The organism is Streptomyces sp. MMG1533, from assembly GCF_001279775.1.
Classification (GTDB): Bacteria; Actinomycetota; Actinomycetes; order Streptomycetales; family Streptomycetaceae; genus Streptomyces.
The window spans coordinates 129,542-155,176 of sequence record NZ_LGDG01000225.1 but is presented as its reverse complement, the minus strand read 5'-3'; the positions used below and the strand labels follow the sequence as shown (position 1 = coordinate 155,176).

The following is a 25,635-nucleotide window of genomic DNA, read 5'->3' as shown; positions in this document are numbered from 1 at the left end:
GATGGCACTTCTCGACCTGCAGACGATGGAGTCCGAAGAGCGTACCGACGGCGCCGGCAACAGCACGGTCAGCCTGCTGTCCTGCATCAGCGCGGCCAGCGTCCTGCTCTGTCTCTGACGGACACCGCGCACCCGCGGCCCCGGGCGGTCCGCTCCCGCGAGGGAGGGGCCGCCCGGGGTCCTGCGCACCGCCCCGGACGGGAGGCCACAGCCCTGTGACGCCCCATGCCGAACATGACTTGGCAGCACCGGCCGCCCGGCACAGCGGCGCCCACTGCGTGGCCCTGTTCCTGGTGAGCACGGCCGCGACGGGGGCCGGTCTGCTACTGCCGGCCGCACTGGGCCGGGCCCTGGACCTGCTGCTGGCCGAGGCCGCGGCGACCCGCTGGGTGCTGTACTGCGCCGGACTGGTCCTGGTGCTCGCCCTGCTCGACGCGTGCCAGACCGTGCTGAGCGGCACGGTCGACGCCCGCACCACGGCCTGGCTGCGCCGCCGGCTGACCGGGCACGTCCTGGACGTGGGCCCGCGCGCCGCCGCCCGCTTCGGACCGGGCGACCTCGTCGCCCGCCTGGTCGGCAACGCCGCGCAGGCCGGCACGGCACCGGCCGCCCGCGCCGCGCTGGTCGCCGCGCTCGCCGGACCCGTGGGCGGCATCGTGGCGCTGTGCCTGATCGACCCGTGGCTCGCGGCGGTGTTCCTCGCCGGGGCGCCGGTGCTGGCACTGCTGCTGCGGACCCTGTCGCGGAACACCTCGGAGTGCGTGACGCGCTACCAGGAAGTGCAGGGGAGGATCGCGTCGGCGCTCGCGGAGGCCGTGGGCGGCCATCGCACCATCGCCGCGGCCGGTACGGCGGACCGCGAGAGAGCGCGGATCCTGCGGCCGCTTCCCGAACTGTCCCGGTCCGGCCACCGCATGTGGCGGGTGCAGGGGCGCGCGGCCGGGCAGGCCGTGGCCGTGGCACCGCTGCTCCAGCTCGCGGTCGTGGCCGTGGCCGGGGTGCTCCTCACCCGGCACCGGCTGTCCGTGGGCGAGGTGCTCGCCGCCTGGCGGTACGCGGTCCTCGCGGCCGGTGTGGGTGTGCTGGTCGGGCAGCTCGCGGGCCTGGCCCGGGCCCGGGCGGCGACCGGACGCCTCGGCGAGGTCCTGACCGAACCCGCCCCCGCCTACGGCCCGCACCGGCTGCCTCCCGGTCCGGGCCGGCTGGAACTGCGCGGGGTGACCGCCCGGCGCGGCGGACGCGCCGTGCTCGACGGGGTCGACCTCGCCGTACCCGGCGGGACGACACTCGCGGTGGTCGGCCGGTCGGGGGCGGGCAAGTCGCTGCTCGCCGCGGTCGCCGGGCGGCTCGCCGACCCGGACGCCGGAGAGGTCCTCCTCGACGGGGTACCGCTGCGCGAGCTGAGCCACGACGAGCTGCGCCGCGCGGTCGGCCACGCCTTCGATCGCCCCGCGCTGCTGACCGGCACCGTCGCGGAGACGATCGGCCTCGGCCTGACGTCCCCCTCCCCCGCCCGCATCCGGGAGGCCGCCCGCACGGCCCGCGCGGACGACTTCGTCCGCCGACTGCCCCACGGCTACGAGACGCTGTGCGCCGACGCCCCGCGCTCCGGCGGCGAGTCCCAACGCCTGGGCCTGGCAAGGGCGTTCGCCCACGGCGGCCGCCTGCTGATCCTCGACGACGCCCTGTCGAGCCTCGACACGGTGACGGAGGCGCACATCACGCAGGCACTGGTGAGCGGCGGTTCGGACAGCACCCGGCTCCTGATCGCCCACCGGGCGGCCACTGCGGCGCGCGCGGACGCGGTGGCCTGGCTGGACGGGGGGCGGGTGCGGGCGGTGGGGCGGCACGAGGAGCTGTGGCGGGACGCGGGGTATCGGGCGGTGTTCGGGGAGTCCGGGGAGTCCGGGGAGTCCGGAGAGTCCGGAGAGTCCGGAGAGTCCGGAGAGTCCGGGGAGTCCGGGGAGTCCGGGAAGTTCCATGCCTTCGCGGAGGAGGGGCCGTCGTGACCGAAGGGGCCGCCGTCGTGACCGGGGGGCTGCATCGGCTCGGGATCCGGTTCCTGCGGGACCGGTGGCGGGTTCTGGTACGGCTCGGCGGCTGGTCGGTGCTGGAGACCGGGCAGACCTTCCTCACCGGGTACGCGCCTGCCCGCGCCCTGGACGACGGGTTTCTGGCCGGGCGGCCGGAGGCGGGGCTCGCCTGGCTCGGGGCGGCCGGGCTCGGGGTCGCCGTCGGCGCGTACGGCACCGCCCGTGTGTACGCCGCCGTGGCCGCGTTGGTGGAACCGCTCCGGGACCGGCTCGTCGCCCGGGTCGTGGCGCGCGGGGTGCGGGAGGCGGACGGCGGGGCGCTGTCCGGGCTGACCCAGCAGGTGGAGATCGCGCGGGACACGTTCGCCGGGCTGGTGATGGTGTCGCGTTCGTTCCTGTTCACCGCCGTCGGCGCCCTGGTCGGCCTGTTCTCTCTGGACCCGCTGCTCCTGCTGGTCGTCGGGCCTCCGCTGCTGGCCGGAGTGGCCCTGTTCGCGGCGACGCTGCGCCCGCTGGCCCGTCGGCAGGAGGCGTTCCTCGTCTCCGACGAAGCCCTGGCCGACGACCTCGGCACCGTCTGCCCGGGGTTGCGGGACATCACCGCGGCCGGCGCTGAGGACAGGGTCGCCGCCGACACCGGGCGCCGGATCGACGCGGAGTTCCGGACCGCCCGCTCCCTCGCCCGCTGGAGCGTCCTGCGCGTGGCCTCCCTCGCGGTCGGCGGCCGGCTCCCGATCGTGCTGCTGCTCGCCGCCGCACCCTGGCTCCTCGCCCACGGCGTCACCACGGGTGCCCTGGTCGGCGCCCTCGCCTACGTCACCCAGTCCCTCCTCCCCGCCCTGAGCAACCTGGTCCACGGCCTGGGCACGAGCGGCTCACGGCTCCTGGTGGTGCTGCGCCGACTGATCCGCGGGGCGGACGACCCCTCGGACGGCACACCTCTCGCATGCACCGGGCCGGACGGCCGCGACCCGGACGCCACACCTGTCCCACAATCCGGTCCGGACCCGACCACCGCCGCCCCCGCCCTGTCCCTCACCTCCGTCACCTTCGCCTACGGCCCCACCGCCGCCCCCGTCATCGACGACCTCGACCTCACCCTCCCGATTGGCGGCCACTTGGCAGTCGTGGGCCCCAGCGGCATCGGCAAGTCGACGCTCACCGCGCTGGTCGCCGGGCTGCTGGAGCCGCGGGACGGCACGATCAGGGTGTGCGGGCTGCGCGTGTCGCAGGCGGCTGACCGGCGGGTGCTCATCCCGCAGGAGGCGTACGTCTTCACCGGCACCCTCGCCGAGAACCTCGGGCATCTGCGGCCGGACCCCGTGCCCGAGCCGGAGCTGCTCGCCGCGGCGGAGGCAGTCGGGCTGACTCCGCTGCTCGACGCGCTGGGCGGGCCCGCTGCCCGGGTGGATCCGGCGGCCCTCTCGGCGGGTGAGCGGCAGCTGATCGCGCTGACGCGGGCCTATCTGTCGTACGCCCCGCTCGCCCTGCTCGACGAGGCGACCTGCCACCTGGACCCGGTGGCGGAGGAGCGCGCCGAGCGCGCCTTCGCGGCCCGGCCGGGCGGCACTCTGGTCGTGGTCGCCCACCGGATCAGCTCGGCACGGCGGGCCGGCCGGGTGCTGGTCATGGACGGCCGGCGCACGGCGTACGGGACGCACGACGAGCTGGTGCGGGTCTGCGCGCCGTACCAGGATCTCGTCGGCGGCTGGACGCCCGTACCGGCCGGGCGGTCAGAGCCAGCCCTCCCCCTGCGAGATGCGGATCGCGTCGACGCGGTTGCGGGCCCCGGTCTTGCGGGTGATGGCCGCCATGTAGTTGCGCACGGTCCCGTGGGACAGGTGCAGGCACCCGGCGATCTCCGCGACGGAGGCTCCCTCGGCGGCCAGGGATAACACGCTGAGTTCTCTGCGGGTCAGCGGCATCTGCGCGGCCTTGAGGAAACCGAAGCCGAGCGAGTCGTCGACGAAACGTTCCCCCTCGGCGACGCGGCGGATCCCGCGCACCAGGCTCTGCGGCGAGCCCTCCTTGCCGACGTAGCCGAGCGCCCCGGCCTCGACGGCCCGCTTCAGCAGGCCTGGCCTGTTCGCCCCGGCAAGGACCAGCAGCCGGGGCTGCTCCGGGTCCGGGCCGCGCGCACAGAGGTCGCCGAGCGGCGGGATGCCGTAGGCGTCGGCGCACTCCAGGTCGGCCGCGCAGACGTCCGGCCGTACGGACCTCACGCGTCCTGGCGCGCCGCGCCACGGGGTGTCGTACACCCTCAGGTCGGGTTCCTTGCGGAGCCACTCCGCAAGGACCGATCGGACCAGAGACTCGTCGTGGACCAGAAGCACCCGGATCACTGCCGCCCCTTCAGCTCGCCGTACGCCGGTTCCATGTGTTGAACGCGTGCCCCATTGTTCGCGGGCGTGACAGTTCGCGGGCGCGGAGAACCGGCCATCGGGATGCGCGGGGGCGCACGCGAGGCGCCCGTACGCCGACGCGCGCTTCGACTGTGGGGGCATGGGCGGGGGCGGACGGGGTACCCGCCCGGCTTCACCGTGACGCGGGCATTCCTGTGCCGTACGCGAGCCGCAACGGTGCTTCCGGGCGCCGCTCGCCGTGCGCGATGAGCCGCCAGGGGGGAGATTTGAGCCTGGGACCCGTCGCACGGCCGGGCGAGGAGGTGGTCGGCGTGTCCGACGGGCAGACGTCCGCACAGGCGCCGGTGACCGCGAGGACCCGCGTCGGCCGGCCCCTGCTGTCGCTGGCGCTGGCGTCGATGATGGACGAGGTCCACGCGCACTCCGGTGCCGTCTATCTGCTGGCGGACGACGCGTCGGTGCTGGAGATGGCGGTGATGGCGGGTCTGCCCCGGGCGTTCGCGGCGCCATGGGAGCGGGTGGGGCTGAGCGCGCCGATCCCGGTGGCCGAGGCGGTGCGCGAACGGCGGCTGGTCTGGGTGGGCGGCGAGGAGGAGATGGCGCGCCGCTATCCGCGGATCGCGGTCGTGCTGCCCTACCCCTTCGCGCTGGCCGCGGTGCCGGTCGCCACCGAGACCACCGTGTACGGCGCGGTCTTCGTGACCTGGCCCGGCTCGCATCCGCCGGAGCTGTCCGACCGGGAGCGGGACCACCTCGTCGCGGCCTGCGACCGGCTGGCGGTACGGCTGGAACGGGCCGTCGAGGACAGCGTCCCGCTGCACGCCGAACCCGATCTGCTCGCCGCGCCGACGGTGGGCGGCGCGGCCGGCACGCTCGGCACGGTCGAGGCGGCGCGGATGGTGGCGCGGCTGCCGTACGGGCTGTGCTCGCTCGACCTGCACGGGCGGATCGGCTTCGCCAACGCCGCCGCGGCCGAGCTGATGGGCGTGCAGGTGAGCGATCTGCTCGGCTCCCAGCTGTGGGCGGCGGTGCCCTGGCTCAACGACCCGGCGTACGAGGACCGCTACCGGGCCGCGCTGCTCAGTCAGCACAGCACGTCGTTCGTGGCGCTGCGCCCGCCCGGCGACTGGCTGTCGTTCCGGCTGTATCCGAGCACGACCGGACTGAGCGTGCGCATCAGCCGGGCCCGGGCGGTGGCGGAGATGAGCCGGGCCGGGCCGCAGCCCGGTGACGCCCCCTCCCGGCTCGTGACCATCTCCCAGGTGCTGAGCCTGGCCGGGGCGCTCACCGAGGCGGTGAGCGTGCAGGACGTGGTGCAGCTGGTCGCGGACGAGATCGCTCCGGCGGTGGGCAGTCAGGCCCTGGTCGTGCTCGGTTCCCGGGCGGGCCGCCTGCATGTGCTGGGCCACCGCGGATACGAGGACCCGCACGTCGTGGAACGCTTCGACGGGCTGCCGCTGAGCGAACAGACACCGGGCACGCACGTCCTGACCAGCGGTGTGCCCGCGTTCTTCGACTCCCGGGAACAGCTGGAGCGGCTGTATCCGGAACGGCACGCCACGCCCGACGGCTTCACCTCCTGGGCGTATCTGCCGCTGATCGCCACCGGCCGCCCGGTGGGCACGTGTGTGCTCGCCTACGCCGAGCCGCACCCCTTCCCCGCGGACGAGCGGGCGGTGCTGACGAGCCTGGGCGGGCTGATCGCGCAGGCCCTGGAGCGGGCGGTGCTCTACGACGCCAAACACCAGTTGGCGCACGGCCTGCAGGAAGCCCTGCTGCCGCACTCGCTGCCGCCGCTGCCCGGTATCGACGCGGCCGCGCGCTACCTTCCGGCCACCCAGGGCATGGACATCGGCGGCGACTTCTACGACCTGGTGCCGGCGCAGGGGCTGGCGGCGGCGGTGATCGGGGACGTGCAGGGCCACAACGTGACCGCGGCCGGGCTGATGGGGCAGATCCGTACCGCCGTACGCGCCTACACGACCGTGGGACAGCCTCCCGAGGAGGTCATGCGCAGCACCAACCGGCTGCTGATCGACCTCGGTTCGGATCTCTTCGCCAGCTGTCTGTACCTGCGGCTCGATCCGGGCCGGGGGCGGATGGTGATGGCCCGGGCGGGACATCCGCCACCGCTGCTGCGCCGGCCCGACGGGCGGGTGCGGGTGCTGGACCTGGCCGGCGGCCCGCTGCTGGGCATCGACAGCTCGGCCACGTATCCGACCACGGAGGTGGACCTCGCTCCCGGATCCGTGCTCGTCCTCTACACCGACGGGCTGATCGAGTCGCCCGGCGTCGACATCGAGGAGGCGCTCGCCGGACTCGGGCGGCGCCTCGCCGAGGCGGGGGACCGGCCGCTGGACGAGCTGGCCGACGAACTCGTCCGCCACAGCGCGGCCACACAGGAGCGGATCGACGACGTGGCACTGCTGCTGCTGAGAGCGCGGTCGCAGGGCTGAAGGAGGGGACGAAAGGCAAAACGGACCGGTCCGGCCCTCCCGCCGGAGGGCCGGACCGGTCCGTGTCCTCGCGCGTCGAGAGCGGCTCAGTGGGGGCGAACCGCTCTCGACGCGTGGATCACTGGGTCTCGGTCAGGCCGGAGTTGTCCTCGACGCCCGCGCCGGTGTCCTCACCGGTACCGGTCTCCTCGCCCGCCCCGGCCTCTTCACCGGCGCCGGCTTCCTCGCCCGCCCCGGCTTCCTCACCGGCGCCGGCTTCCTCGCCCGCCCCGGCTTCCTCGCCCGCGCCGGCCTCTTCACCCGCGCCGGCCTCTTCGCCGCCCGCCGCGTCACCCGCTCCGAGCGTCGCGCCGACCGCCGCCAGTGCGGTGGTGACCGGCTGGAAGAAGGTCTCGCCGCCGACCGTGCAGTCGCCGCTGCCGCCCGAGGTCAGGCCGATCGCGAGACCGTCCTGGGTGAACAGGGAGCCGCCGCTGTCGCCGGGCTCGGCGCAGACGTCGGTCTGGATGAGCCCGGTGACGGTGCCCTCGGGGTAGTTCACGGTGGCGTCGAGTCCGAGGACCTGACCGTCGTTCAGACCGGTGGTGCTGCCCATCCGGAACACCTCGAGGCCCACCTCGGCGTCCGCGGCCTGGGAGATCGCCACGGTCTGGCCGTCGCCGACGTTGACGTCGCTGGGCGCCTCGGTCGCCGGGTCGTCGTACTTCACGAGCGCGAAGTCGCCGTCGCCGGGGAATGTGGCCTGGTCGACGGTGGCGATCGGCTCGCCGTCCTGCGCGTCGGACCACGCGGCCTCCGCGACCCCGCAGTGACCGGCGGTCAGGAAGGCGGGGCTGCCGTCGCCCGCGGTGACGTTGAAGCCCGCCGAGCAGCGTGCGCCGCCGCCGAAGATGGCGTCACCGCCGGAGAGGAACGTCTTGAAGGTGCCGGCCGACTTCTTGATGGTGGCCATGCCGGAGCCGAGGCTCTCGACCGTCGACTCAAGGGTGTCCCAGTTGTCTCCGGTGACCGTGCTGTCGGCGGTGACCAGGATCTTGTTGGTCCGCGGGTCGACGGCCCACGCGGTACCCGGGATGGTCGCCTCGGCCTTGAGGGTCTGGGCGCCGGCCTCGAGTTCGCGGATGCTGTTCTCGACCTCGCGGACCTTCGCGCCCGCCTTCTCCGCCTGGACGATCACGTTGTTGTTGTCGCCGGAGATGACGTTGACGACCAGTTGCTGGCTGTCGGTGTCGTAGTAGGAACCGGCGAACGCATCACCGAGCAGTCCCGAGAGTTGCGAGGCGAGATCCGAAGCGTCCCCCGCCTTCAGGGTCCGGGGCGCGGCGGCGGTGTCGTTCGAGGAGCCGTCCTGGGAGGCGTTGGCGTTCGGCAAGAGGATCGCCGCCGCTCCGAGCGCGACCACACTGCCCGCCGCTATCGCGGCCTTGCGCTTCGGAATTCGCTTGTGACTCAAACTTCTCGACCTCCTGAGGGACCGGAGTCTGCTGCCGATGTCCGGCAGTTGTTAAGGGCGCCTGGATGGCAGTGGGTACGCACGGTGCGCACGGGGCGTTCAATTCCGTTTCCGTGCGCCCCGCGTGAAACACCGAATCGGCCACGGCTCGCACCCGGCGGCCCGGTGCGGGGAACAATCCCCCATATGACGATGACCACGACCGAAGCCGACAAGATCCTCGCCGACGACTTCGCCCCCTGGGTCCTCGAACTGGGGCTGCGCGTGGAGGCGTTGGGAGAGGACCGCGCGAGACTGCGTCTGCCCTGGTCGGAGCGGTTGTCCCGGGAGGGCGGCGGGCTGTCCGGGTAGGCCCTGATGGCCGCCGCCGACACCGCGACCGTGATCGCCGTGTCGGCCGCCCGGGGCACCTACGGGCCGATGACGACGGTGCAGCAGTCCACGTCCTTCCAACGGGCGGTGACCGGTTCGGATGTCCTGATCGAAGCGGTCGTCACCAAGCTGGGCCGCCGGATGGCGTTCGCCGACATCACGATGACCGACGCGCAGTCCGGGCAGATCGCGTCACGAGCGAGCACGGTCTACGCACTACTGGGCTGACACGTTCGGCAATCGGTCGGCGACGTTCCGTCGCGAACACCGGACCGAATCCTTGCTCCCGGGAATCTGCACATCGAATGCCCAACGAGGTCACTGCACACGAAGGATCTGCACAAGCCACGGCGCACCTCACGCCATTGGCGCGGAGTGTCGGATTCGCGAGGGCGGGGGCGGCGGCCCGTACTGGCACACAGCTGTGCCATGTGTGAAGAAGTCGCCGCCAAGCAGTGCCCACTCCTGCACGGATGGGTACTCCTGCGGCACAAGTGCCCTGGTGGGACGGGTGGTTGATTGGATGCCCGGACCCGCAGCGTGCTTTGATCCATCGCACCGCAGGAGCCGCCAAGGGCTTCTCGGAAACGGGCGCCCGGCGCCTGCGGTCGCGGCCGTCCGTCTGTCCCCAGAGGGGGCCGCTCCCCCCTTGTGAAATACCCATATGAAGGGAAGTTCCATCATGAACTCCACCCCCCAGGTTGAGACCGTTGAGATCTCCGACGCCGAGCTCGACAACGTCTCCGGCGGCCTGTCCGTGAACGCCCTCGGCACCGTCACCGGCCTGGTGGACGGCATCGCCCCGGTTTCCGGCCTGGTCAACACGGCTGTCGGCACGGTTGAGGGTGTCACCGGCCTGAACACCGCCCCGGTCACCAGCCTGGTCGCCGGTATCTGATCGCACCTTTTGTGATCTTCGAGTCCCGGAGCCGTACTGCGGCTCCGGGGCTCTCGGTTGTCGTAGACCAGCCGGCTCACGCGAGCCGGTCCTTACTCGTTCGCAGGTGAGGGAAGTTCCGTGCAGTTCCGCCAACAGGCCCTCGCCAAGCTCCAGTCGCCGGAGGAGCTCGACCTTCCGGTGCGCTTCGCCCGCCCTCAGGGCTGGCTCGTCCTCTCCGTGACCGTGGCCGTGATGGCCGCCGCGTCCGTGTGGGCGGTGACCGGCTCGGTGGCCTCAACGGTCAGCGCTCCCGCGATCCTCACCCACGGCGAGGGCAGTTACATCCTGCAGAGCCCGGTGGCCGGTCAGGTCACCGCGGTCGTCGCCGAGCAGGGCGAGCGGCTGCCCGCCGACTCCCCCGTCCTGAAGGTCCGTACGGCCGAGGGCGACACCGTCGTCCGCACCGTCGCCGCGGGCCGGGTCACGGCGCTCGCCGCCACCATCGGCCAGATCATCCAGACCGGCGCGAACGTCGCCGCCGTGGAGAAGGTCGCCCGCGCCACCGACCCGCTGTACGCGACGGTGTACGTCCCCGCCGAGAACGCGGCCTCCATTCCCGCGAACGCCGCCGTGGACCTGACCGTCTCCTCGGTGCCCACGCAGGAGTACGGCGTGCTGCGCGGCCATGTGAAGACGGTGGACCGCTCCGCCCAGTCGGCCCAGCAGATCGGCGCGTTCCTCGGGGACAGCCAGCTCGGCGAGCAGTTCACCAAGGACGGCCGGCCGGTGGCCGTGCTGGTCAAGCTGGACAAGTCGTCCGGTACGAAGAGCGGCTACAAGTGGTCGTCCGCGGACGGGCCACCGTTCTCCCTCACCTCCATGACGACGGCCAGTGGTTCGATCCGGCTGGCCGACGAGCGTCCCGTCGATTGGCTGCTGCCGTGAGTGCCGCCCAGGACACCAGAAGCAGGCGCAGGGCCGCCCCGCCCAAGCGACGCCCCGTTCCCACGGGCAAGGTCAAGACGGTCCGTACGCCCACCGTGCTCCAGATGGAGGCGGTCGAGTGCGGCGCCGCCTCCCTGGCCATGGTGCTCGGCCACTACGGCAAGCACGTTCCGCTGGAGGAGCTGCGCATCGCCTGCGGTGTCTCCCGGGACGGCTCGCGGGCCAGCAACCTGCTGAAGGCGGCCCGCAGTTACGGCCTGACCGCCAAGGGCATGCAGATGGACACGGCCGCTCTCGCCGAGGTGCGGACGCCGGCCGTGCTGTTCTGGGAGTTCAACCACTACGTCGTCTACGACGGCATGGGGCGCCGCTTCGGCCGCCGCGGGGTGTACATCAACGACCCCGGCAAGGGCCGCCGTTTCGTGCCGATGGAGGACTTCGACGGCAGCTTCACCGGCGTCGTCCTGGTCATGGAGCCCGGCGAGGGCTTCACCAGGGGCGGACGCAAGCCCGGTGTGCTGGGCGCGATGCCGGCCCGGCTGCGCGGCACCGCGGGCACCATGCCGGCGGCGGTGCTGGCGAGCCTGCTGCTGGTGGTGGTCGGCGCGGCCGTACCGGCGCTGAGCCGCACCTACATCGACATGTTCCTGATCGGGGGCCAGACCTCCCTGCTCGGCGTGCTGTTCGCGTCGATGGGCGCGTCCGTGCTGCTCACGCTCGTGCTGACCTGGCTGCAGCAGGCGAACCTGCTGCACGGCCGCATCATCTCCTCCACCCTCTCCAGCGCCCGTTTCCTGCGCCATCTGCTGCGGCTGCCGGTCACCTTCTTCTCCCAGCGCAGCCCGGCCGACCTGGTGCAGCGCCTCCAGTCCAACGACGCCGTGGCCGAGACACTGGCCCGCGACCTCGCGGCGGCGGGCGTGGACGCCGTGGTCGTCGTCCTCTACGCGGTGCTGCTCTACACGTACGACCCGCAACTCACCTACGTCGGCATCGGCGTGGCGCTGTTCAACGTGGTCGCCATGCGGGTCGTCATCCGGCTGCGCGCCACCCGTACGGCGAAGCTGCGCGCCGACAGCGCCCGGCTCACCAACACGGCTTACTCCGGCCTTCAGTTGATCGAGACGATGAAGGCGACCGGCGGCGAGGACGGCTACTTCCGCAAGTGGGCCGGGCAGCACGCCACCACCCTGGAGGAGCAGCAGCGGCTCGGGGTGCCGAGCGCCTGGCTGGGCGTGGTCGCGCCGACGCTCGCCTCGTTGAACAGCGCGCTGATCCTGTGGATCGGCGGGATGCGGGCCGTGGAGGGCGGCATCTCGGTCGGCCTGCTGGTCGCCTTCCAGGCGCTGGTCACCCGCTTCACCGCCCCGATCACCCGCCTGAACGGCGTCGCGAGCCGCATCCAGGACTTCGCGGCCGACGTGGCCCGGCTGAAGGACGTGGAGAACTTCCAGGCCGACCCGCTCTACGGCCGCCCCGGCGCCGGCGACTCCACGCGCCGTCTGCAGGGCCATGTCGAGCTGCAGAACATCACCTTCGGCTACAACCCGCTCGACAAGCCCCTGCTCTCCGGCTTCGACCTGACCGTCGGCCCGGGCAGGCAGGTCGCCCTGGTCGGCGGCTCCGGCAGCGGCAAGTCCACGGTGTCCCGCCTGATATCCGGCCTGTACGCGCCCTGGGAGGGCGTGATCCGTATCGACGGCCGGCGCATCGACGACATTGCGCGCGGGGCTCTGGCCGCGTCCGTCTCCTTCGTCGACCAGGACGTCTTCCTCTTCGAGGGCTCGGTCCGCGACAACGTGGCGTTGTGGGACCCGTCGATCCCCGACGACGCCGTGGTGGACGCGCTGCGGGACTCCGCTCTCTACGACGTCGTGATGCGCCGCCCCGGCGGCATCCACAGCAGGGTCGAGCAGGACGGCCGCAACTTCTCCGGCGGGCAGCGCCAACGCCTGGAGATCGCCCGGGCGTTGGTGCGCAGGCCCAGCATCCTGGTCCTCGACGAGGTCACCAGCGCGCTGGACGCCGAGACCGAGCTGGTGGTCATGGACAACCTGCGCAAGCGCGGCTGCGCCTGTGTGGTGATCGCACACCGCCTCAGCACCGTGCGCGACAGCGACGAGATCGTCGTACTCCAGCACGGCACGATCGTGGAACGCGGACGGCACGAGGAGCTGGTGGCGCGCGGTGGCGCGTACGCCGAGCTGGTCAGGGAGCGGTGAGATGACGACCGCACACGAGGGAGACCTCGTTCTGGGGGCGCTCGGGTCGATGGGCACGCCGATCGACTGCGTCGGCCTCAGCCGCATCGATCTGGAGGGACCGCAGGTGCTGTGGCTGGTCGCGGCGGGGGCCGTGGACCTGTTCGCGGTCGACGCCGAAGCGCAGGGCCACTGGCACCACCTCGGCCGTCTGGAGGCGGGCTCGCTGCTGCTCGGCCCGGTCGCGGGGCCCCAGCACACCCTGGTCGCCCGCCCGCTCAGGGACTGCGCGGTGCGTCGGATCAACCTGCGCGAGCTGTACCAGCCCGCGGACACCCAGACGTGGTCCTACGACGAGTACGGCAACCCCCAGTACGTGCCGCCGACGACGAGCCCGCTGGAGTACGCCCTCGCCCTGGGCGTCGGCCGCAGTCTGTCCATCCTCTTCCAGGCGCCGATGGCGACCGAACGGGCGGCCGCGCCCACCGACGACGACGTGTTCTGGATGCAGGTCCCGCCGGGCAGCGTGCAGTACGGCTCGCTGTACGGCGCGGAGGCGGCGGCCGACCTTCTGATGGACCCGGCCGTGTGGCAGAGCATGGTCGACCAGCAGTACCGGCTGCTGACCACGCTGGACCGGTGGATCGAGCAGCTGGAGCACACGCACGAGACGCGGACGGCCGCCGGCATCAAGGCCGGTGAGGCGGTCCGCGCCCAGGCCGACCGGACGCTGCTGGCGTCCATCGGCAAGTCGTCGAAGCGCACCACGGCCGCCGACGCGGACGCCAGTTACGCCGCCTGCAAGCTGGTCGCCCGGGCGGCCGGGATCCCCCTTGCCGAGCCCGCGCAGTCCGGCACCGAGAGCGACCGCCTCGATCCCGTCGAGCGGATCGCGCTGGCCTCCCGGGTGCGGACCCGGGCGGTACGGCTGGACGGCCGCTGGTGGCGGGACAACGTGGGTCCGCTGGTGGGCCACCGGGCCCTGTCGGGTGCGCCGGTCGCGTTGCTGTGGCGGCGCGGCGGCTATGTGTCCGTGCACCCGGCGACCGGACGTGAGACACCGATCGAGAAAGCCAACGCGGAGGAGTTCGAGCCGCGCGCGGTGATGTTCTACCGTCCGTTGCCCGACCGCCGGCTCAGCCCGCTGGGGCTGCTTCGCTTCAGCATGCGCGGCACGGGCGGCGACCTGACGAACCTCCTGATCAGTGGTCTGGTGACGGTGGCCATCGGGGCGCTGGTGCCGATCGCCACCGGCAAGGTGCTGGGCGAGTTCGTGCCGAAGGCGCAGACCCACCTGATCGTGCAGGTCTGTCTGGCCGTGATGATCAGCAGCGTGGTGGCGGCGGCCTTCATGCTGATGCAGAACCTGACCATCCTCCGCCTGGAGGGCCGGATCGAGTCGACGCTCCAACCGGCGGTCTGGGACCGGCTGTTGAGACTGCCGACCAAGTTCTTCACCGAGCGCTCGACCGGCGAGCTGGCGAGCGCCGCGATGGGCATCAGCGCGATCCGCAAGATGATGGCGGGCATCGGCCCGGTGGTCGCCCAGTCGGTGACCGTGGGCGCGATGAACCTGGGACTCCTCTTCTGGTACAGCGCCTCGATGGCACTGGCGGCGATCGGCATGCTCGTCGTCATCGCCGCGGTGTTCCTGGGGCTGGGGCTGTGGCAGGTGCGCTGGCAGCGGCGGCTCGTGGTGCTCGGCAACAAGCTGAACAACCAGGCCTTCCAGACCCTGCGCGGCCTGCCGAAGCTCAGGGTCGCGGCGGCCGAGAACTACGCCTACGCGGCCTGGGCCTCCGAGTTCGCGCGCAGCCGAGAGCTCCAGCAGAAGGTCGGCCGCATCAAGAACCTGACCACGGTGATGGGCGCGGTCTACCTGCCGCTGTGCACCCTGGTGATGTTCATGCTGCTGGCGGGTCCGGCGCGCGGGGCCATGTCGGCCGCCGCGTTCCTCACCTTCAACACCTCGGTGACGATGCTGCTGACGGCGGTCACCCAGCTGACCGGCTCCTTCGTCTCGGTGGTGGCCGCGCTGCCGCTGTTCGAGGAGATCAGGCCGGTGCTGGACGCCACGCCCGAGGTGCGCACGGCCAGCACCCGCCCCGGCCCGCTGTCCGGCGGGATCGAGGCACGGCGGCTCTCCTTCCGCTACTCGGACGACGGTCCGCTGGTCCTGGACGACGTCTCGTTCGACGTACGGCCGGGCGAGTTCGTGGCGATCGTCGGCCCGAGCGGCTGCGGCAAGTCGACCCTGCTCAGGCTGCTGATCGGCTTCGACCGGCCGGTCTCGGGCAGTGTGCTGTACGACGGTCAGGACCTGGCCGCCCTCGACCAGTCCGCCGTACGCCGGCAGTGCGGGGTGGTGCTCCAGCACGCTCAACCGTTCACCGGCTCCATCCTGGACGTCATCTGCGGCACCGAGCCGTACACGCCCGAGGAGGCGCTGGCGGCGGCCGAGATGGCGGGGCTCGCCGAGGACATCAAGCGGATGCCGATGGGCCTGCACACCATCGTCTCGGGCAGCGGCGCGGTCTCCGGCGGCCAGCGCCAACGCCTCATGATCGCCCAGGCGTTGATCCGCCGGCCGCGCATCCTCTTCTTCGACGAGGCGACCAGCGCCCTCGACAACGAGACGCAACGCACGGTCATCGAGAGCACCAAGGCCCTCAACGCCACCCGGATCGTCATCGCGCACCGCCTGTCGACGGTGCTGGACGCGGACCGTGTGATCGTCATGGAGGACGGCAAGGTCGCCCAGCAGGGCCCGCCCGCGCAGCTCCTCGCGGACACGGGCGGCCGGCTGCACGAGCTGGTGCGGCGCCAGATGGCCTGAGGGGTCGACAAGTCAGGCGTCGAGGCCGGGGACGGGGGCGCCGGAGGGGACGCCGGCCCGGACGTACCCGTCGTAGAACTCCCGCCAGGACGCGTCGGCCCCCGCGTGCGGCCCGTCGGTGTTCTCGCCGCGGGTCCACGCGTCCAGCGCGGCCAGGCACACCTCCCAGCCGGCGCCGTTGCGGGCGGCGGTGTCCTCGGTGGTCAGGACGTTGGTGAGCGTGAAGCGTGCGCGCCGGTCGTCCAGCGGCTCCAGGTCGAAATGCAGTTCGTCGCCGCCCCACTCGAAGGACAGGTGCCGGGGCGGATCCGCGACGATCACCCGGCCGGTCGAGTCCTCCAGGTTCGGGTCACCGCCGAACGTGATCGTGCCGCCGGGGTGCAGTTCGATCTCGGCGCGGGCGGGGAACCAGTGGGCGAGCTCGTCGGCGTCGGTCACGAACTGCCAGACGCGGTCGACGGGATGATCGTAGACGCGGCTGAAGCAGATGGCAGAGCGGCCGTCGTCCAGGGTCAGACAGGTGCCGGTGAGGTCGGCGGACATGGTGGATCACTCCTTCGGTGAGGGGTCGTCCGGCGTCGTCCGTGCGACGTGGCGGACCGGCTGGGACCACACGCCTCCACGATCCCGCCGACGGACCGCGGCCGCTCGATGAGCCGCGTCGGACCCTCCAGCGAAACGTTGCCGTTTCGCTGAAAGTGGTCTAGCCTCGACGTGTACGAAACCGTTTCGTTTACATGCTCACGCTGTCGGACGACTTCCCTGGAGTGGTTCCCCGATGTCCCAGAAGACCCTGACCGAGAGCGGCCCGGAGAGCGCCGCCGCGGCGTCCTCCGCGCCCGCCTCGAAGCGGTGGTGGATCCTCGCCGTCATCGCCCTCGCCCAGCTGATGGTGGTCCTGGACGCCACCATCGTGAACATCGCCCTGCCGTCGGCCCAGGCCGACCTCGGGTTCTCCGACGGCAACCGGCAGTGGATCGTCACCGCGTACGCCCTGGCGTTCGCCTCCCTGCTCCTGCTCGGCGGCCGGATAGCCGACCTGTTCGGCCGCAAGCCCGCCTTCCTCGTCGGTGTCGTCGGCTTCGCGGCCGTCTCCGCCCTCGGTGGCGCCGCAACCAACTTCGAAATGCTGGTCACCGCGCGCGCCCTTCAGGGTGCCTTCGGCGCGCTCCTCGCGCCCGCCGCGCTCTCCCTGCTCAACACGACGTTCACCGACGCCCGTGAGCGCGCCAAGGCGTTCAGCGTGTACGGCGCCATCGCCGGTGCCGGTGGTGCGGTGGGTCTGCTGCTCGGCGGCGTCCTGACCGACGCCCTCGACTGGCGCTGGACGCTCTACGTCAACGTCGTCATCGCCGTCGTCGCCTTCGCGGGCGGCTGGCTGCTGCTCTCCAACAAGCGCGACGCTTCGAACTCCAAGCTGGACGTGCCGGGCACCATCCTGGTCGCCGCGGGCCTGTTCTCCCTGGTCTACGGTTTCTCCAACGCGGAGACGCACGACTGGAACTCCCCCGCCACCTGGGGCTTCCTGATCGCGGGCGGTGTCCTGCTGGCCGCGTTCGCCTGGTGGCAGACGCGCGCCGCGCACCCGCTGCTGCCGCTGCGCATCCTGCTGGACCGCAACCGCGCGGCCTCCTTCCTGGCCGTGCTGATATCCGGCGCGGGCATGTTCGGTGTGTTCCTGTTCCTCACCTACTACCTGCAACTGAACCTGGGCTTCAGCCCGACCAAGACCGGTGTGGCGTTCCTGCCGATGGTCGCCGCGCTGATGGTGGCGGCACAGCTCAGCACGACCACGCTGGTCCCGCGGATCGGGCCGAAGGCGGTCATCCCGCTGGGATTCGCGGTCGCCGCGATCGGCATGGCCTGGCTGACCGGGATCAGCGTCGGCTCCGACTACACGACCGCGGTACTCCCGCAGCTGATCGTGACCGGCATCGGCCTCGGCATCGTCATGCCGCCGGCCATGCAACTGGCCACCGGCGGGGTCGCGGCCGAGGACGCGGGCGTCGCCTCCGCCACGGTCAACGCCATGCAGCAGGTGGGCGGTTCGATCGGTACGGCCCTGCTGAACACGCTGGCCGCGAGCGCCGCGACCGACTACCTGGCGGGCAAGGACGCCACCGGCAAGCTGGTCCAGGCCCAGGCGACGATCGAGAGCTACACCACCGCCTTCTGGTGGTCGGCGGGCTTCTTCGCCGCCGGCGCGCTGATCGCCTTCCTGCTCTACCGGCGCGGGGTACCCGAGCAGGACCCGGAGGCGGCACCGGTCGTCCATATGTGATCCGGCTCGACCGAGCCGCCGTCAAGGCCGAGGGGCCGCCGTCTGCAGGGAGACGGCGGCCCCTCTTCGCCGTCCGGGACGCCGGAACCGTGGTGGGCGCAGGGGCGAGCTGCCATCGTGGCCGTATGCGCAAACCGGTCGCGGCGCTCGGCAGCACGCTCTTTCTCGCGCTCGCGCCCGGCACCGTCGCCGTCCTGGTGCCGTGGTGGCTGACCGGGTGGCGGGCCGGCGACTGGTGGCCGCCGGTGCGGCTGCTCGGCGTCGTCCCGTCGGCCGCGGGCGCGGTGGTCCTGCTGTCCGCCTTCACCCGGTTCGTGCGCGAGGGCCTCGGCACCCCCGCACCGGTCGCCCCCACCGAGCACCTCGTGGTCGGCGGGCTGTACCGGTATGTGCGCAATCCGATGTACGTCGCGGTGGTCGCCGTGATCGGCGGCCAGGCGCTGCTGCTCGCCCGGCCGGTCCTGCTCCTGTACGGGGTGTGCGCCGGCCTGCTGATGGCGGCGTTCGCGAAGTGGTACGAGGAGCCGGCGCTCGGCGACCGGTTCGGCGCCGAGTACGAGCGGTACCGGAATGCGGTGCCGGGCTGGTGGCCGAGACTGCGTCCGTGGCGCGGCGGCTGACGTTGGGCGATGCCGCGACTGGGTACCCACGGGGCATGCGAATCAGCGTGGTTGACGTGGGATCCAAGACGGTCAGACTGGTCGTCGCGGACGCGGAGGGCGGGGTGCCACTGCCGGTCCACACCGCCAAGTGGCGCCTCAGACTCTCCGATCAGGTGAAGCCCGGCTGCCCGGTGCCGGAGGATGCGGTCGAACGGCTCGTCGAGGCGGTCGCCGAGGCGAGCAGAACCGCGACCCGCTGGGGCGCGGCGAGCCCTCTGGCCTTCGCGACCGCGGTGGTGCGCAGCGCCCCGAACCGTCAGGAGGTGCTGCGTACCGTACGGACCCGGACGGGAGTCGGGCTGTGCACCCTGCCGGGCGAGGTGGAGGCCGAGCTCACGTTCCTCGGCGCGCGGCGCTGGATGGGCTGGCGGTCGGGGCCGCTCGCCCTGCTGGACATCGGCGGCGGATCGCTCGAAGTGGCCTTCGGACGCGGCCGTCTGCCGGACTTCGTGGCCTCACTGCCGCTCGGCGCGAGCCGGCTGACCCACGAGTTCTTCGAGGGCCAGGATCCGCCGCAGCCGGAGCTGGTACGCGCGTTGCGCCGCAAGGTCCGCCATCAACTGCGGGACGTGGCGGGCCGGATCCGCTGGGAAGGGCCGCACACCGCGGTGGCCACCTCGCGCACCTTCCAACAACTGGGACGCCTGTGCGGGGCCCCGCCCGGCCGGCACGGCCCGTTCAAGGAACGGCGCTTACACCGCGCGGACCTACGGGAGGCGGTCGCCCGCCTGGCTGTTCTGCCTGCCTCCCAACGCGCCCAGCTCCCCGGCATCTCGGCGCCCCGGGCGGGGCAGAGCCTGGCCGGCGCGGTGGTCGCGCACACGGCCATGAAACTGACCGGGCTCAGGACCCTCACCCTCTGTCCGTGGGCGATCCGCGAAGGCATCCTCCTGCGTCACATCGAGGACGGCCCGTCCTGGTGGGCGGAGATCGTCCGCCGCAACGAGGAGGACGCTCCCCCGGACCCGGTACCGCTGCGCATCGCGAGCGCGACGAGCTGAACCGGAGAGATCGCAGAGCACCCCACCAGCGAAGTCGGAGGAAAGGAGAGAGCCGTGTCCGAGGCGAAGAAGGCAAAGATGGCGAAGAAGAACGACCGGACCGACGCGCCGCCCGAAACGGCGCTCGAAGAGGTGCTGCGCGAGGTGGAGGAGGCCGAGACCCGCGCCCAGGAGTCCGCGGGGCGGCGCCGCAGGGGTGAGGCCGCGGAGGCCATCACCCCGAACACCCGCGCCCAGGAGGAGTCCGGGGGCGACTGACCTCCTGTCCGGGGATCGGGCAAGCCGAGGTCGGCGAGCGCGCCCGAGATCTCGCCGACGATGTGGCGCACGCCGTCCTCGGTGCCGGTGACGAGCACACCCGCGCCCCGGGTACAGGCGACCGGCCCGCCCCCGTCCCGGGGACGACTCTCCGCAGGTGGGTGGCACAGCGCGGCCGGGGTACCCGGGGCGCATGCCACACGAGAACCGCGAACCACGGCTGCCGTCCGCCCGCGGACCGGTCTCGGCAGCCGTGGCGGAGTATCTGCGGGGTGCCGGACCGCTGCCGCGCCACGAGGAGGTCGCGGGCGCGGCCGTGTACGGCGACGACCTCCAGCTCGCCCTGTACCTCTGCTACGAGCTGCACTACCGCGGTTTCGAAGGCGTCGCCCCGGACCTCGAATGGGACCCGGACCTGCTGCGCACCCGCGCCGCGCTGGAGCACCGCTTCCTGTCGGCCCTGCGCGGCGACACCGCCCCGCACGAGAGCGTGGAGGACGCGCTCGCGGAGCTCCTGGTCGAACCGGTCGACGGCACGGGCGTCAGCCACTACCTGCGCAAGGAGGGCGAGCTGTGGCAGCTGCGCGAGTACGCCGCGCAGCGCTCGCTGTACCACCTGAAAGAGGCCGATCCGCACGCCTGGGTGCTGCCGCGGCTGTGGGGCCGGGCCAAGGCGGGCATGGCGGCGGTGGAGTTCGACGAGTACGGCGGCGGCCGCCCCGACCGAGTGCACGCGCGGCTGTTCGCCGACCTGATGGCGGACCTGGACCTCGACACGACGTACGGCTGCTACCTCGACGCGGCCTCCGCGGAGGTGCTGGCCACGGTGAACCTCATGTCCCTCTTCGGTCTGCACCGATCCCTGCGGGGCGCGCTGGTGGGCCACTTCGCGGCGGTCGAGATCACGTCGTCGCCGGGTTCCCGGCGCCTGGCCGAAGCGATGCGGCGTACCGGCGCCGGAGGGGCCGCCGAGTTCTTCTACGACGAGCACGTCGAGGCCGACGCGGTGCACGAGCAGGTCGTACGCCACGAGGTCATCGGCGGGCTGCTGGCCGAGGAGCCGCATCTGGCGGCCGACGTCGCTTTCGGCATCGACGCCACGGAACACGTCGAGGACCGCCTGGCCGCCCGTCTGCTCACCGACTGGCGGGCCGGACGGTCGTCACTGCGCATACCTCCGACTTCCGAAATACCCCATACCTCCTGATTGCCGGGGTACCCGGGCGGGGTGAATCCACTGGTACTGCCGTTGGTCCTGCCGGGTGTCTACGCCCCCCAGGAGGACACTGCCCTACTCGCCGGGGCCCTGTCGGAAGAGCCGCTTCCACCGGGCGCGGAGGTGCTCGACGTGGGCACCGGGTCGGGTGCGCTGGCGCTCGATGCCGCGCGCCGCGGCACCCGCGTGACCGCGGTGGACGTGTCCTGGCGGGCCGTCTGCACGGCACGGCTGAACGCCTGGCTGGCGGGATTGCCGGTCGACATCCGGCGCGGGAACCTCTTCGGTCCCGTACGGGACCAGTCGTTCGACCTCATCCTGACCAACCCGCCGTATGTGCCGACACCCTTGGGTGTGCGGCTGTCGCGCGGGGCGTCCCGGGCCTGGGACGCCGGCCGTGACGGACGGTTCGTGCTGGACCGGATCTGCCGGGAGGCGCCCGCCCTGTTGCGCCCCGGGGGCGTCCTGCTGATCGTGCACTCCGCGCTGAGCGACCCCGGCCGGACGCTGGACCATCTGCGCACGGCCGGACTGAAGGCATCCGTGACCCTGCGCCGGAGGATCGCGTTCGGTCCGGTGCTGCGCGGGCGGGAGCACTGGCTGCGGGAGCGCGGCCTGCTGGCACCCGCCGAGGAGAAGGAAGAGCTGGTGGTCGTCCGTGCCGAACTCCCCGTCTGACAAGTCCCGCCGGATCACCGTGCAGCGCCGCGGCCCACTGCTGGTGGAGGGACCGGTGGTAGTGGAACTGGAGGACGGCACCACGGTCTCCTCCGACCGCTTCCGGGTGGCCCTGTGCACCTGCCGCCGCAGTCGGCGGTATCCCTGGTGCGACACCAGCCACCGCGACCGGGGCTAGAAACACGCGATTCGTCAATTGAATCGACGGAAGTTCACCTGGTCGAGTGAACCAGATCTTGTGGCGGCCGCCGTGGGGATGGTTCGCGCCGCAGCGGGGTAGCTACCGAGATCGAATGCGCCCCTGCCGAGGTGGAGCGGACATGCCGGACGCGGACGACCGCGCCTTCGAAGCCCCTGCGTCGAACCCCCATGCCCGTATCCGGGCGGACGGACGCTTCACGGTGGTCGAGGTCACGGGCGAGATCGACCTGGCCTCGGCCGGCTTCCTGGTGGCGTACCTGGACGCGGCGACGGCGGGCCCCGAACCGGACGTGCTGGTGGACCTGCGGCGCGTCGACTTCTTCGACTGCTCCGGCCTGCGCGTGCTGTGCCGGGCCGAGACCCGGACCCGGCAGCGCGGGGGCCGGCTCCGCCTCGTCAGCGACCGGCCGCACATCCACCAGCTCCTGCGCGCCACAGGCCTGTTGGGCCGCTTCCCTCCACTGCCGGGAATTCCCCCCGGGAAGGACGGCGAGTGACCCGAGGGATCGGCGGGCGGCCCCACTCCGCCCGCCGATCCCCGGTGCGGGATCACAGGTCTCCGTGACAGGGGTTCGCACTCCCCATCTGCAGGCCCCTCGGGACAGCCACGAAGAACGTGCGATCCCGGTCTCTCAGAACGTGAAGACGCTGCTCCCGTGGAAGCTCTTCACGCACTCGTTGGCGAAGGTGCGCTGGTAGGAGACTCGCTGGCCACGCCAGACACCGTCGACCGTGACGACGACGGGGTCGTACTCCTTGGTACACAGGACGCCGTCTCTGACCGCCAGGGCGTCGAAGTCCCCGTCGGCGGCGCGCAGTTCCGCGCAGGCCGAGGAGGCGGCCGGGTGGGTGCCGGAGGCGGTGGGGGCGCAGGTGAGGGTGACCGCGCGTTCCGGGGTGACGGTGGCCGCGCTGTCGCCGTGACCCATGGTGAACACCAGGGCCGAGGGGGCGTAGAGCGCTGACGGGGCGGTGGACGGTTCGGCGAGGGCGGCGCCTGTCAGGGGTCCGCAGACGGCGGTGGCCGTGAGACCCAGAGTTGCTGCCCAGCGCGCGGTGTTCCGCATTGTGTGCATCCTTCCGCTTGATTCGACGAGATGTCGGTGCGCCGCGATCCGGCTCGGTCGGTGCCGGTGCGGCGAGCGCGAGTCTGCCGAGTCCGGCACCGAAACTCACATCGACCCCACCGGTTTCAGTAACCTTGCGTGTTGAATCAGTGGCGTGAAGTAACTGAATTCGAACGCCCTCTTCCAGGAACCGCGCGGTTCTTGATCGCCCATTCCGGCCGGATGGCCGGATTCCCCCCGTCACTTAATAGTCCTGAAACATTCCGCTTCAGCCCTGAGCGCACTTCCGTTCCGCCCCTTGTGTTCATGTTCGGTCGGAGTAATCGTGATTACATGATTACTACAGAGCAGCTGGAGAAGCTGCGCGGCTGGTTCGCCGGCCGAGTGCCGGACGACCTCTTCGAGGCCCTGGTCGAGGTGACTGTCGACCGCGAGGAGATCACCGTGATCGGCCGCATCCCCGAACCCGGGCTCGCCGAGGACGTCTCGGCCGCCGAGCGGGAGGCGGCCGTCCAGGGCCGGGTCCAGGAGTTCCGGGAGCGCACCCGGGAGGCCCGGATGGCGGTGGCGCAGGAAGCCGAGCACCGGTTCCGCCGGAAGGTGTCCTGGGGCGTGGAGTGCGGCGGGGAGCGGGTCCTGTTCACGCATGTGGCCGCGCCCGTGATGACCCGGCTGCGCCAGCCCGAACGCCAGGTCCTGGACACCCTCGTGGCCGGAGGCGTCGCCCGCAGCCGCAGCGACGCCCTCGCCTGGTGCGTCCGCCTGGTGCAGCGCCACACCGACGACTGGCTCGCCGAACTGCGGGACTCCCTCGAACACGTCCAGCGGGTGCGGGCCCAGGGTCCCGACGCCGAGCCGCAGGACCCCGCCACGGACGGCGAGTGACCGGGAGGTGGATGAGCCGGGAGGTGGATGAGCCGAGAGGTGGATGAGCCGAGAGGTGGATGATTCGCACAATTGCGCCCCGCAGGATGGATGAACCGTCCTCTGGTGCGGGTCTCGTGCACGGCCTTACGGTCGGCAGATCCCGAAGAGGACGGCATCCGTTCGCATCCCACACCCCGGCGACGGCGAGCGGCCGTCCTCGCCACCGCGCCACCACGCGCTCCACCGCCGTCCCCTCGCTGGAGCCCCCTTGTCCCCGCAGCCCGACACCTCCCCCGCGCCGTCCCTGACGGAGGTCGAGACGCACGGCGTCGACCGCATCCCCGACGCGGACCGCAGCGCGAGCCCTCTCGACCTGTTCCGGCTCGCCTTCGGCGGCGCCAACACCTTCTCCACCTGTGTGCTCGGCGCCTTCCCGATCCTGTTCGGCCTGTCCTTCTGGCAGGGGCTCGCGGCCACGCTCCTCGGAGTCGTCGTGGGTGCGCTGATCCTGTGCCCGATGGCGGTGTTCGGTCCGGTCAACGGCACCAACAACGCCGTCTCGTCGTCCGCGCACCTCGGTGTGCACGGCCGGGTGGTCGGCTCCTTCCTCTCTCTGCTCACCGCGATCGCCTTCTTCTCCATCTCGGTGTGGAGCTCCGGCGACGCCCTGGTCGGCGGCGCGCACCGGCTCTTCGGCCTGGAGCGCAGCGATGTGTCGTACGGCGTCGCGTACGCGCTGTTCGCCGGGCTGGTCCTCGCGGTGTGCGTGTACGGCTTCCGGTTCATGCTGTTCGTCAACAAGGTCGCGGTGGCCTCGGCGACCGTCCTGTTCCTGCTCGGCGCGATCGCCTTCGCCGGCGACTTCGACCCTTCGTACGCGGGCGTGTTCACCGACTCGGCGGACGCGGCGACCGACGCCTTGTTCTGGCCGTCCTTCATCGGCGCGGCGCTGATCGTGCTGTCGAACCCGGTGTCGTTCGGGGCGTTCCTCGGCGACTGGTCGCGCTACATCCCGGCGAGCACCCCGCGCCGCCGGGTCGTCGGCGCCGCGTTCCTGTCGCAGATCGCGACGCTGCTGCCGTTCGTCTTCGGCCTGGCGACCGCGAGCATCATCGCCAGGAAGGCGCCGGAGTACGTCGATCCCGCCGCCCCCGACTTCGTGGGCGGGCTGCTGGCGATCTCGCCCGGCTGGTTCTTCCTCCCGGTGTGTCTGCTGGCGCTGATCGGCGGCATGTCCACGGGCACGACCTCGCTGTACGGCACCGGGCTCGACTTCTCCTCGGTGTTCCCGCGGCTGTCCCGGGTGCAGGCGACGGTGCTGGTCGGCGTGTTGTCCATCGCGTTCATCTTCGTCGGGCGCTTCGGGCTGAACCTCGTGCAGTCGATCTCGACCTTCGCCACGATGATCATCACCTGCACCACGCCGTGGATGGTCGTGATGATCCTTGGCTTCCACGTCCGGCGCGGCTGGTACGACCCGGAGGCGCTGCAGGTCTTCAACCGCCGTCAGCGCGGCGGCCGTTACTGGTTCGCGCACGGCTGGAACTGGCGCGGCATGACCGCCTGGTGGGTGTCGGCGCTCGTCGGAGTGCTCTTCACCGACATCCCGGGACAGTTCGTCGGCCCGCTGGGCGATCTGGCGAACGGCGTCGACATCAGCCTGCCGCTGTCGCTGGTCGTGTCCGCGGTGCTGTACCTGGCCATGCTGAGGCTGTTCCCCGAACCCCGGGCCGCCTACGGCCCCGAGGGGGCGCGGCTGGCCCGTACCGTCGACACCCCGGTGCCGCCGATCACCGGTCCCGGGGCACAGGCCGAGAAGACCGCGGCCGAACTGCGCGCGGCCGGGCACGGGTCCACCCCCTGAC

At 72.1% G+C, this 25,635-nt stretch carries 21 protein-coding genes and 2 pseudogenes; 19 read left to right on the top strand and 4 right to left on the bottom strand.

Features of this window, described 5'->3' with window-relative positions:
- Position 1 precedes the first annotated feature (1 nt).
- The 3 genes from ADK57_RS26990 to ADK57_RS52560 all read left to right on the top strand — a co-directional run bounded on the left by ADK57_RS26990 (position 2) and on the right by ADK57_RS52560 (position 3,928).
- Entirely contained in the window at positions 2–118 is a 117-nt protein-coding gene (locus ADK57_RS26990; RefSeq protein WP_053752174.1) for a SapB/AmfS family lanthipeptide, read from the top strand.
- Between the two features lie 121 nt (positions 119–239).
- Positions 240–2,009 (top strand): ABC transporter ATP-binding protein, encoded by a 1,770-nt coding sequence (locus ADK57_RS26985; protein WP_234390428.1) that lies wholly within the window; start codon positions 240–242, stop codon positions 2,007–2,009.
- The gene (locus ADK57_RS52560; RefSeq protein ID WP_063786013.1) at positions 2,006–3,928 is read left to right on the top strand and encodes an ABC transporter ATP-binding protein; all 1,923 of its coding nucleotides are present in this window, start codon (positions 2,006–2,008) and stop codon (positions 3,926–3,928) included. The genes ADK57_RS26985 and ADK57_RS52560 overlap by 4 nt, the downstream gene beginning before the upstream one ends.
- Here ADK57_RS52560 and ADK57_RS47870 read toward each other — a convergent pair.
- Positions 3,851–4,537 (bottom strand): annotated as a pseudogene (locus ADK57_RS47870) (LuxR C-terminal-related transcriptional regulator); the annotation flags it as partial. The gene ADK57_RS52560 and the pseudogene ADK57_RS47870 sit on opposite strands and share 78 nt — an antisense overlap.
- A gap of 161 nt (positions 4,538–4,698) precedes the next feature.
- Here ADK57_RS47870 and ADK57_RS26975 point away from each other — a divergent pair.
- Entirely contained in the window at positions 4,699–6,852 is a 2,154-nt protein-coding gene (locus ADK57_RS26975; RefSeq protein ID WP_053752206.1) for a SpoIIE family protein phosphatase, read from the top strand.
- A gap of 118 nt (positions 6,853–6,970) precedes the next feature.
- Here ADK57_RS26975 and ADK57_RS26970 read toward each other — a convergent pair whose 3' ends face one another.
- The gene (locus ADK57_RS26970; RefSeq protein ID WP_053752173.1) at positions 6,971–8,305 is read right to left on the bottom strand and encodes a S1 family peptidase; all 1,335 of its coding nucleotides are present in this window, start codon (positions 8,303–8,305) and stop codon (positions 6,971–6,973) included.
- Positions 8,306–8,491: 186 nt separating this feature from the next.
- On the opposite strand from ADK57_RS26970, the pseudogene ADK57_RS26965 reads away from it, so the two are divergent.
- The 5 genes and pseudogenes from ADK57_RS26965 (at position 8,492) to ADK57_RS26945 (ending at position 15,539) form a co-directional block, all read left to right on the top strand.
- Positions 8,492–8,905 (top strand): annotated as a pseudogene (locus tag ADK57_RS26965) (PaaI family thioesterase).
- Positions 8,906–9,359: 454 nt separating this feature from the next.
- Positions 9,360–9,575: a hypothetical protein gene (locus ADK57_RS26960; protein ID WP_053752172.1), complete on the top strand. Its 216-nt coding sequence runs from the start codon at positions 9,360–9,362 to the stop codon at positions 9,573–9,575.
- Between the two features lie 120 nt (positions 9,576–9,695).
- Positions 9,696–10,502 (top strand): HlyD family efflux transporter periplasmic adaptor subunit, encoded by an 807-nt coding sequence (locus tag ADK57_RS26955; RefSeq protein ID WP_053752171.1) that lies wholly within the window; start codon positions 9,696–9,698, stop codon positions 10,500–10,502.
- Complete coding sequence (locus ADK57_RS26950) at positions 10,499–12,724, top strand: NHLP family bacteriocin export ABC transporter peptidase/permease/ATPase subunit (protein WP_053752170.1); 2,226 nt, start codon at positions 10,499–10,501, stop codon at positions 12,722–12,724. The genes ADK57_RS26955 and ADK57_RS26950 overlap by 4 nt, the downstream gene beginning before the upstream one ends.
- Before the next feature lies 1 nt (position 12,725).
- Positions 12,726–15,539 (top strand): NHLP bacteriocin export ABC transporter permease/ATPase subunit, encoded by a 2,814-nt coding sequence (locus ADK57_RS26945; protein WP_053752169.1) that lies wholly within the window; start codon positions 12,726–12,728, stop codon positions 15,537–15,539.
- A 12-nt stretch (positions 15,540–15,551) separates the two neighbouring features.
- Here the strand turns inward: ADK57_RS26945 and ADK57_RS26940 are convergent, their stop codons facing one another.
- Complete coding sequence (locus ADK57_RS26940) at positions 15,552–16,082, bottom strand: SRPBCC family protein (RefSeq protein ID WP_053752168.1); 531 nt, start codon at positions 16,080–16,082, stop codon at positions 15,552–15,554.
- A gap of 235 nt (positions 16,083–16,317) precedes the next feature.
- On the opposite strand from ADK57_RS26940, the gene ADK57_RS26935 reads away from it, so the two are divergent.
- The 8 genes from ADK57_RS26935 (at position 16,318) to ADK57_RS26900 (ending at position 22,333) form a co-directional block, all read left to right on the top strand.
- Positions 16,318–17,820: an MFS transporter gene (locus ADK57_RS26935; protein WP_053752167.1), complete on the top strand. Its 1,503-nt coding sequence runs from the start codon at positions 16,318–16,320 to the stop codon at positions 17,818–17,820.
- A 125-nt stretch (positions 17,821–17,945) separates the two neighbouring features.
- Complete coding sequence (locus tag ADK57_RS26930; protein ID WP_053752166.1) at positions 17,946–18,440, top strand: methyltransferase family protein; 495 nt, start codon at positions 17,946–17,948, stop codon at positions 18,438–18,440.
- Positions 18,441–18,475: 35 nt separating this feature from the next.
- Positions 18,476–19,483, top strand: coding sequence for a hypothetical protein (locus ADK57_RS26925; RefSeq protein ID WP_053752205.1), 1,008 nt, complete (start codon positions 18,476–18,478; stop codon positions 19,481–19,483).
- A gap of 78 nt (positions 19,484–19,561) precedes the next feature.
- Positions 19,562–19,741 carry a hypothetical protein gene (locus ADK57_RS26920; protein WP_053752204.1) on the top strand — a complete coding sequence of 60 codons (180 nt, stop codon included), beginning with the start codon at positions 19,562–19,564 and terminating at the stop codon, positions 19,739–19,741.
- A gap of 193 nt (positions 19,742–19,934) precedes the next feature.
- Complete coding sequence (locus ADK57_RS26915; RefSeq protein ID WP_053752165.1) at positions 19,935–20,948, top strand: iron-containing redox enzyme family protein; 1,014 nt, start codon at positions 19,935–19,937, stop codon at positions 20,946–20,948.
- Between the two features lie 21 nt (positions 20,949–20,969).
- The gene (locus ADK57_RS26910) at positions 20,970–21,635 is read left to right on the top strand and encodes a HemK2/MTQ2 family protein methyltransferase (RefSeq protein ID WP_234390427.1); all 666 of its coding nucleotides are present in this window, start codon (positions 20,970–20,972) and stop codon (positions 21,633–21,635) included.
- Entirely contained in the window at positions 21,616–21,813 is a 198-nt protein-coding gene (locus tag ADK57_RS26905; protein WP_053752164.1) for a CDGSH iron-sulfur domain-containing protein, read from the top strand. The genes ADK57_RS26910 and ADK57_RS26905 overlap by 20 nt, the downstream gene beginning before the upstream one ends.
- Positions 21,814–21,955: 142 nt before the next feature.
- Complete coding sequence (locus ADK57_RS26900; protein ID WP_063786012.1) at positions 21,956–22,333, top strand: STAS domain-containing protein; 378 nt, start codon at positions 21,956–21,958, stop codon at positions 22,331–22,333.
- Positions 22,334–22,468: 135 nt separating this feature from the next.
- Here the strand turns inward: ADK57_RS26900 and ADK57_RS26895 are convergent, their stop codons facing one another.
- Complete coding sequence (locus ADK57_RS26895) at positions 22,469–22,903, bottom strand: protease inhibitor (protein WP_053752162.1); 435 nt, start codon at positions 22,901–22,903, stop codon at positions 22,469–22,471.
- A gap of 333 nt (positions 22,904–23,236) precedes the next feature.
- Between ADK57_RS26895 and ADK57_RS26890 the strand changes: the two genes are divergently transcribed.
- Both ADK57_RS26890 and ADK57_RS26885 read left to right on the top strand, forming a co-directional pair.
- Positions 23,237–23,788: a hypothetical protein gene (locus ADK57_RS26890; RefSeq protein ID WP_053752161.1), complete on the top strand. Its 552-nt coding sequence runs from the start codon at positions 23,237–23,239 to the stop codon at positions 23,786–23,788.
- A gap of 250 nt (positions 23,789–24,038) precedes the next feature.
- Positions 24,039–25,634 carry a purine-cytosine permease family protein gene (locus ADK57_RS26885; RefSeq protein WP_053752160.1) on the top strand — a complete coding sequence of 532 codons (1,596 nt, stop codon included), beginning with the start codon at positions 24,039–24,041 and terminating at the stop codon, positions 25,632–25,634.
- Position 25,635: the final 1 nt, after the last annotated feature.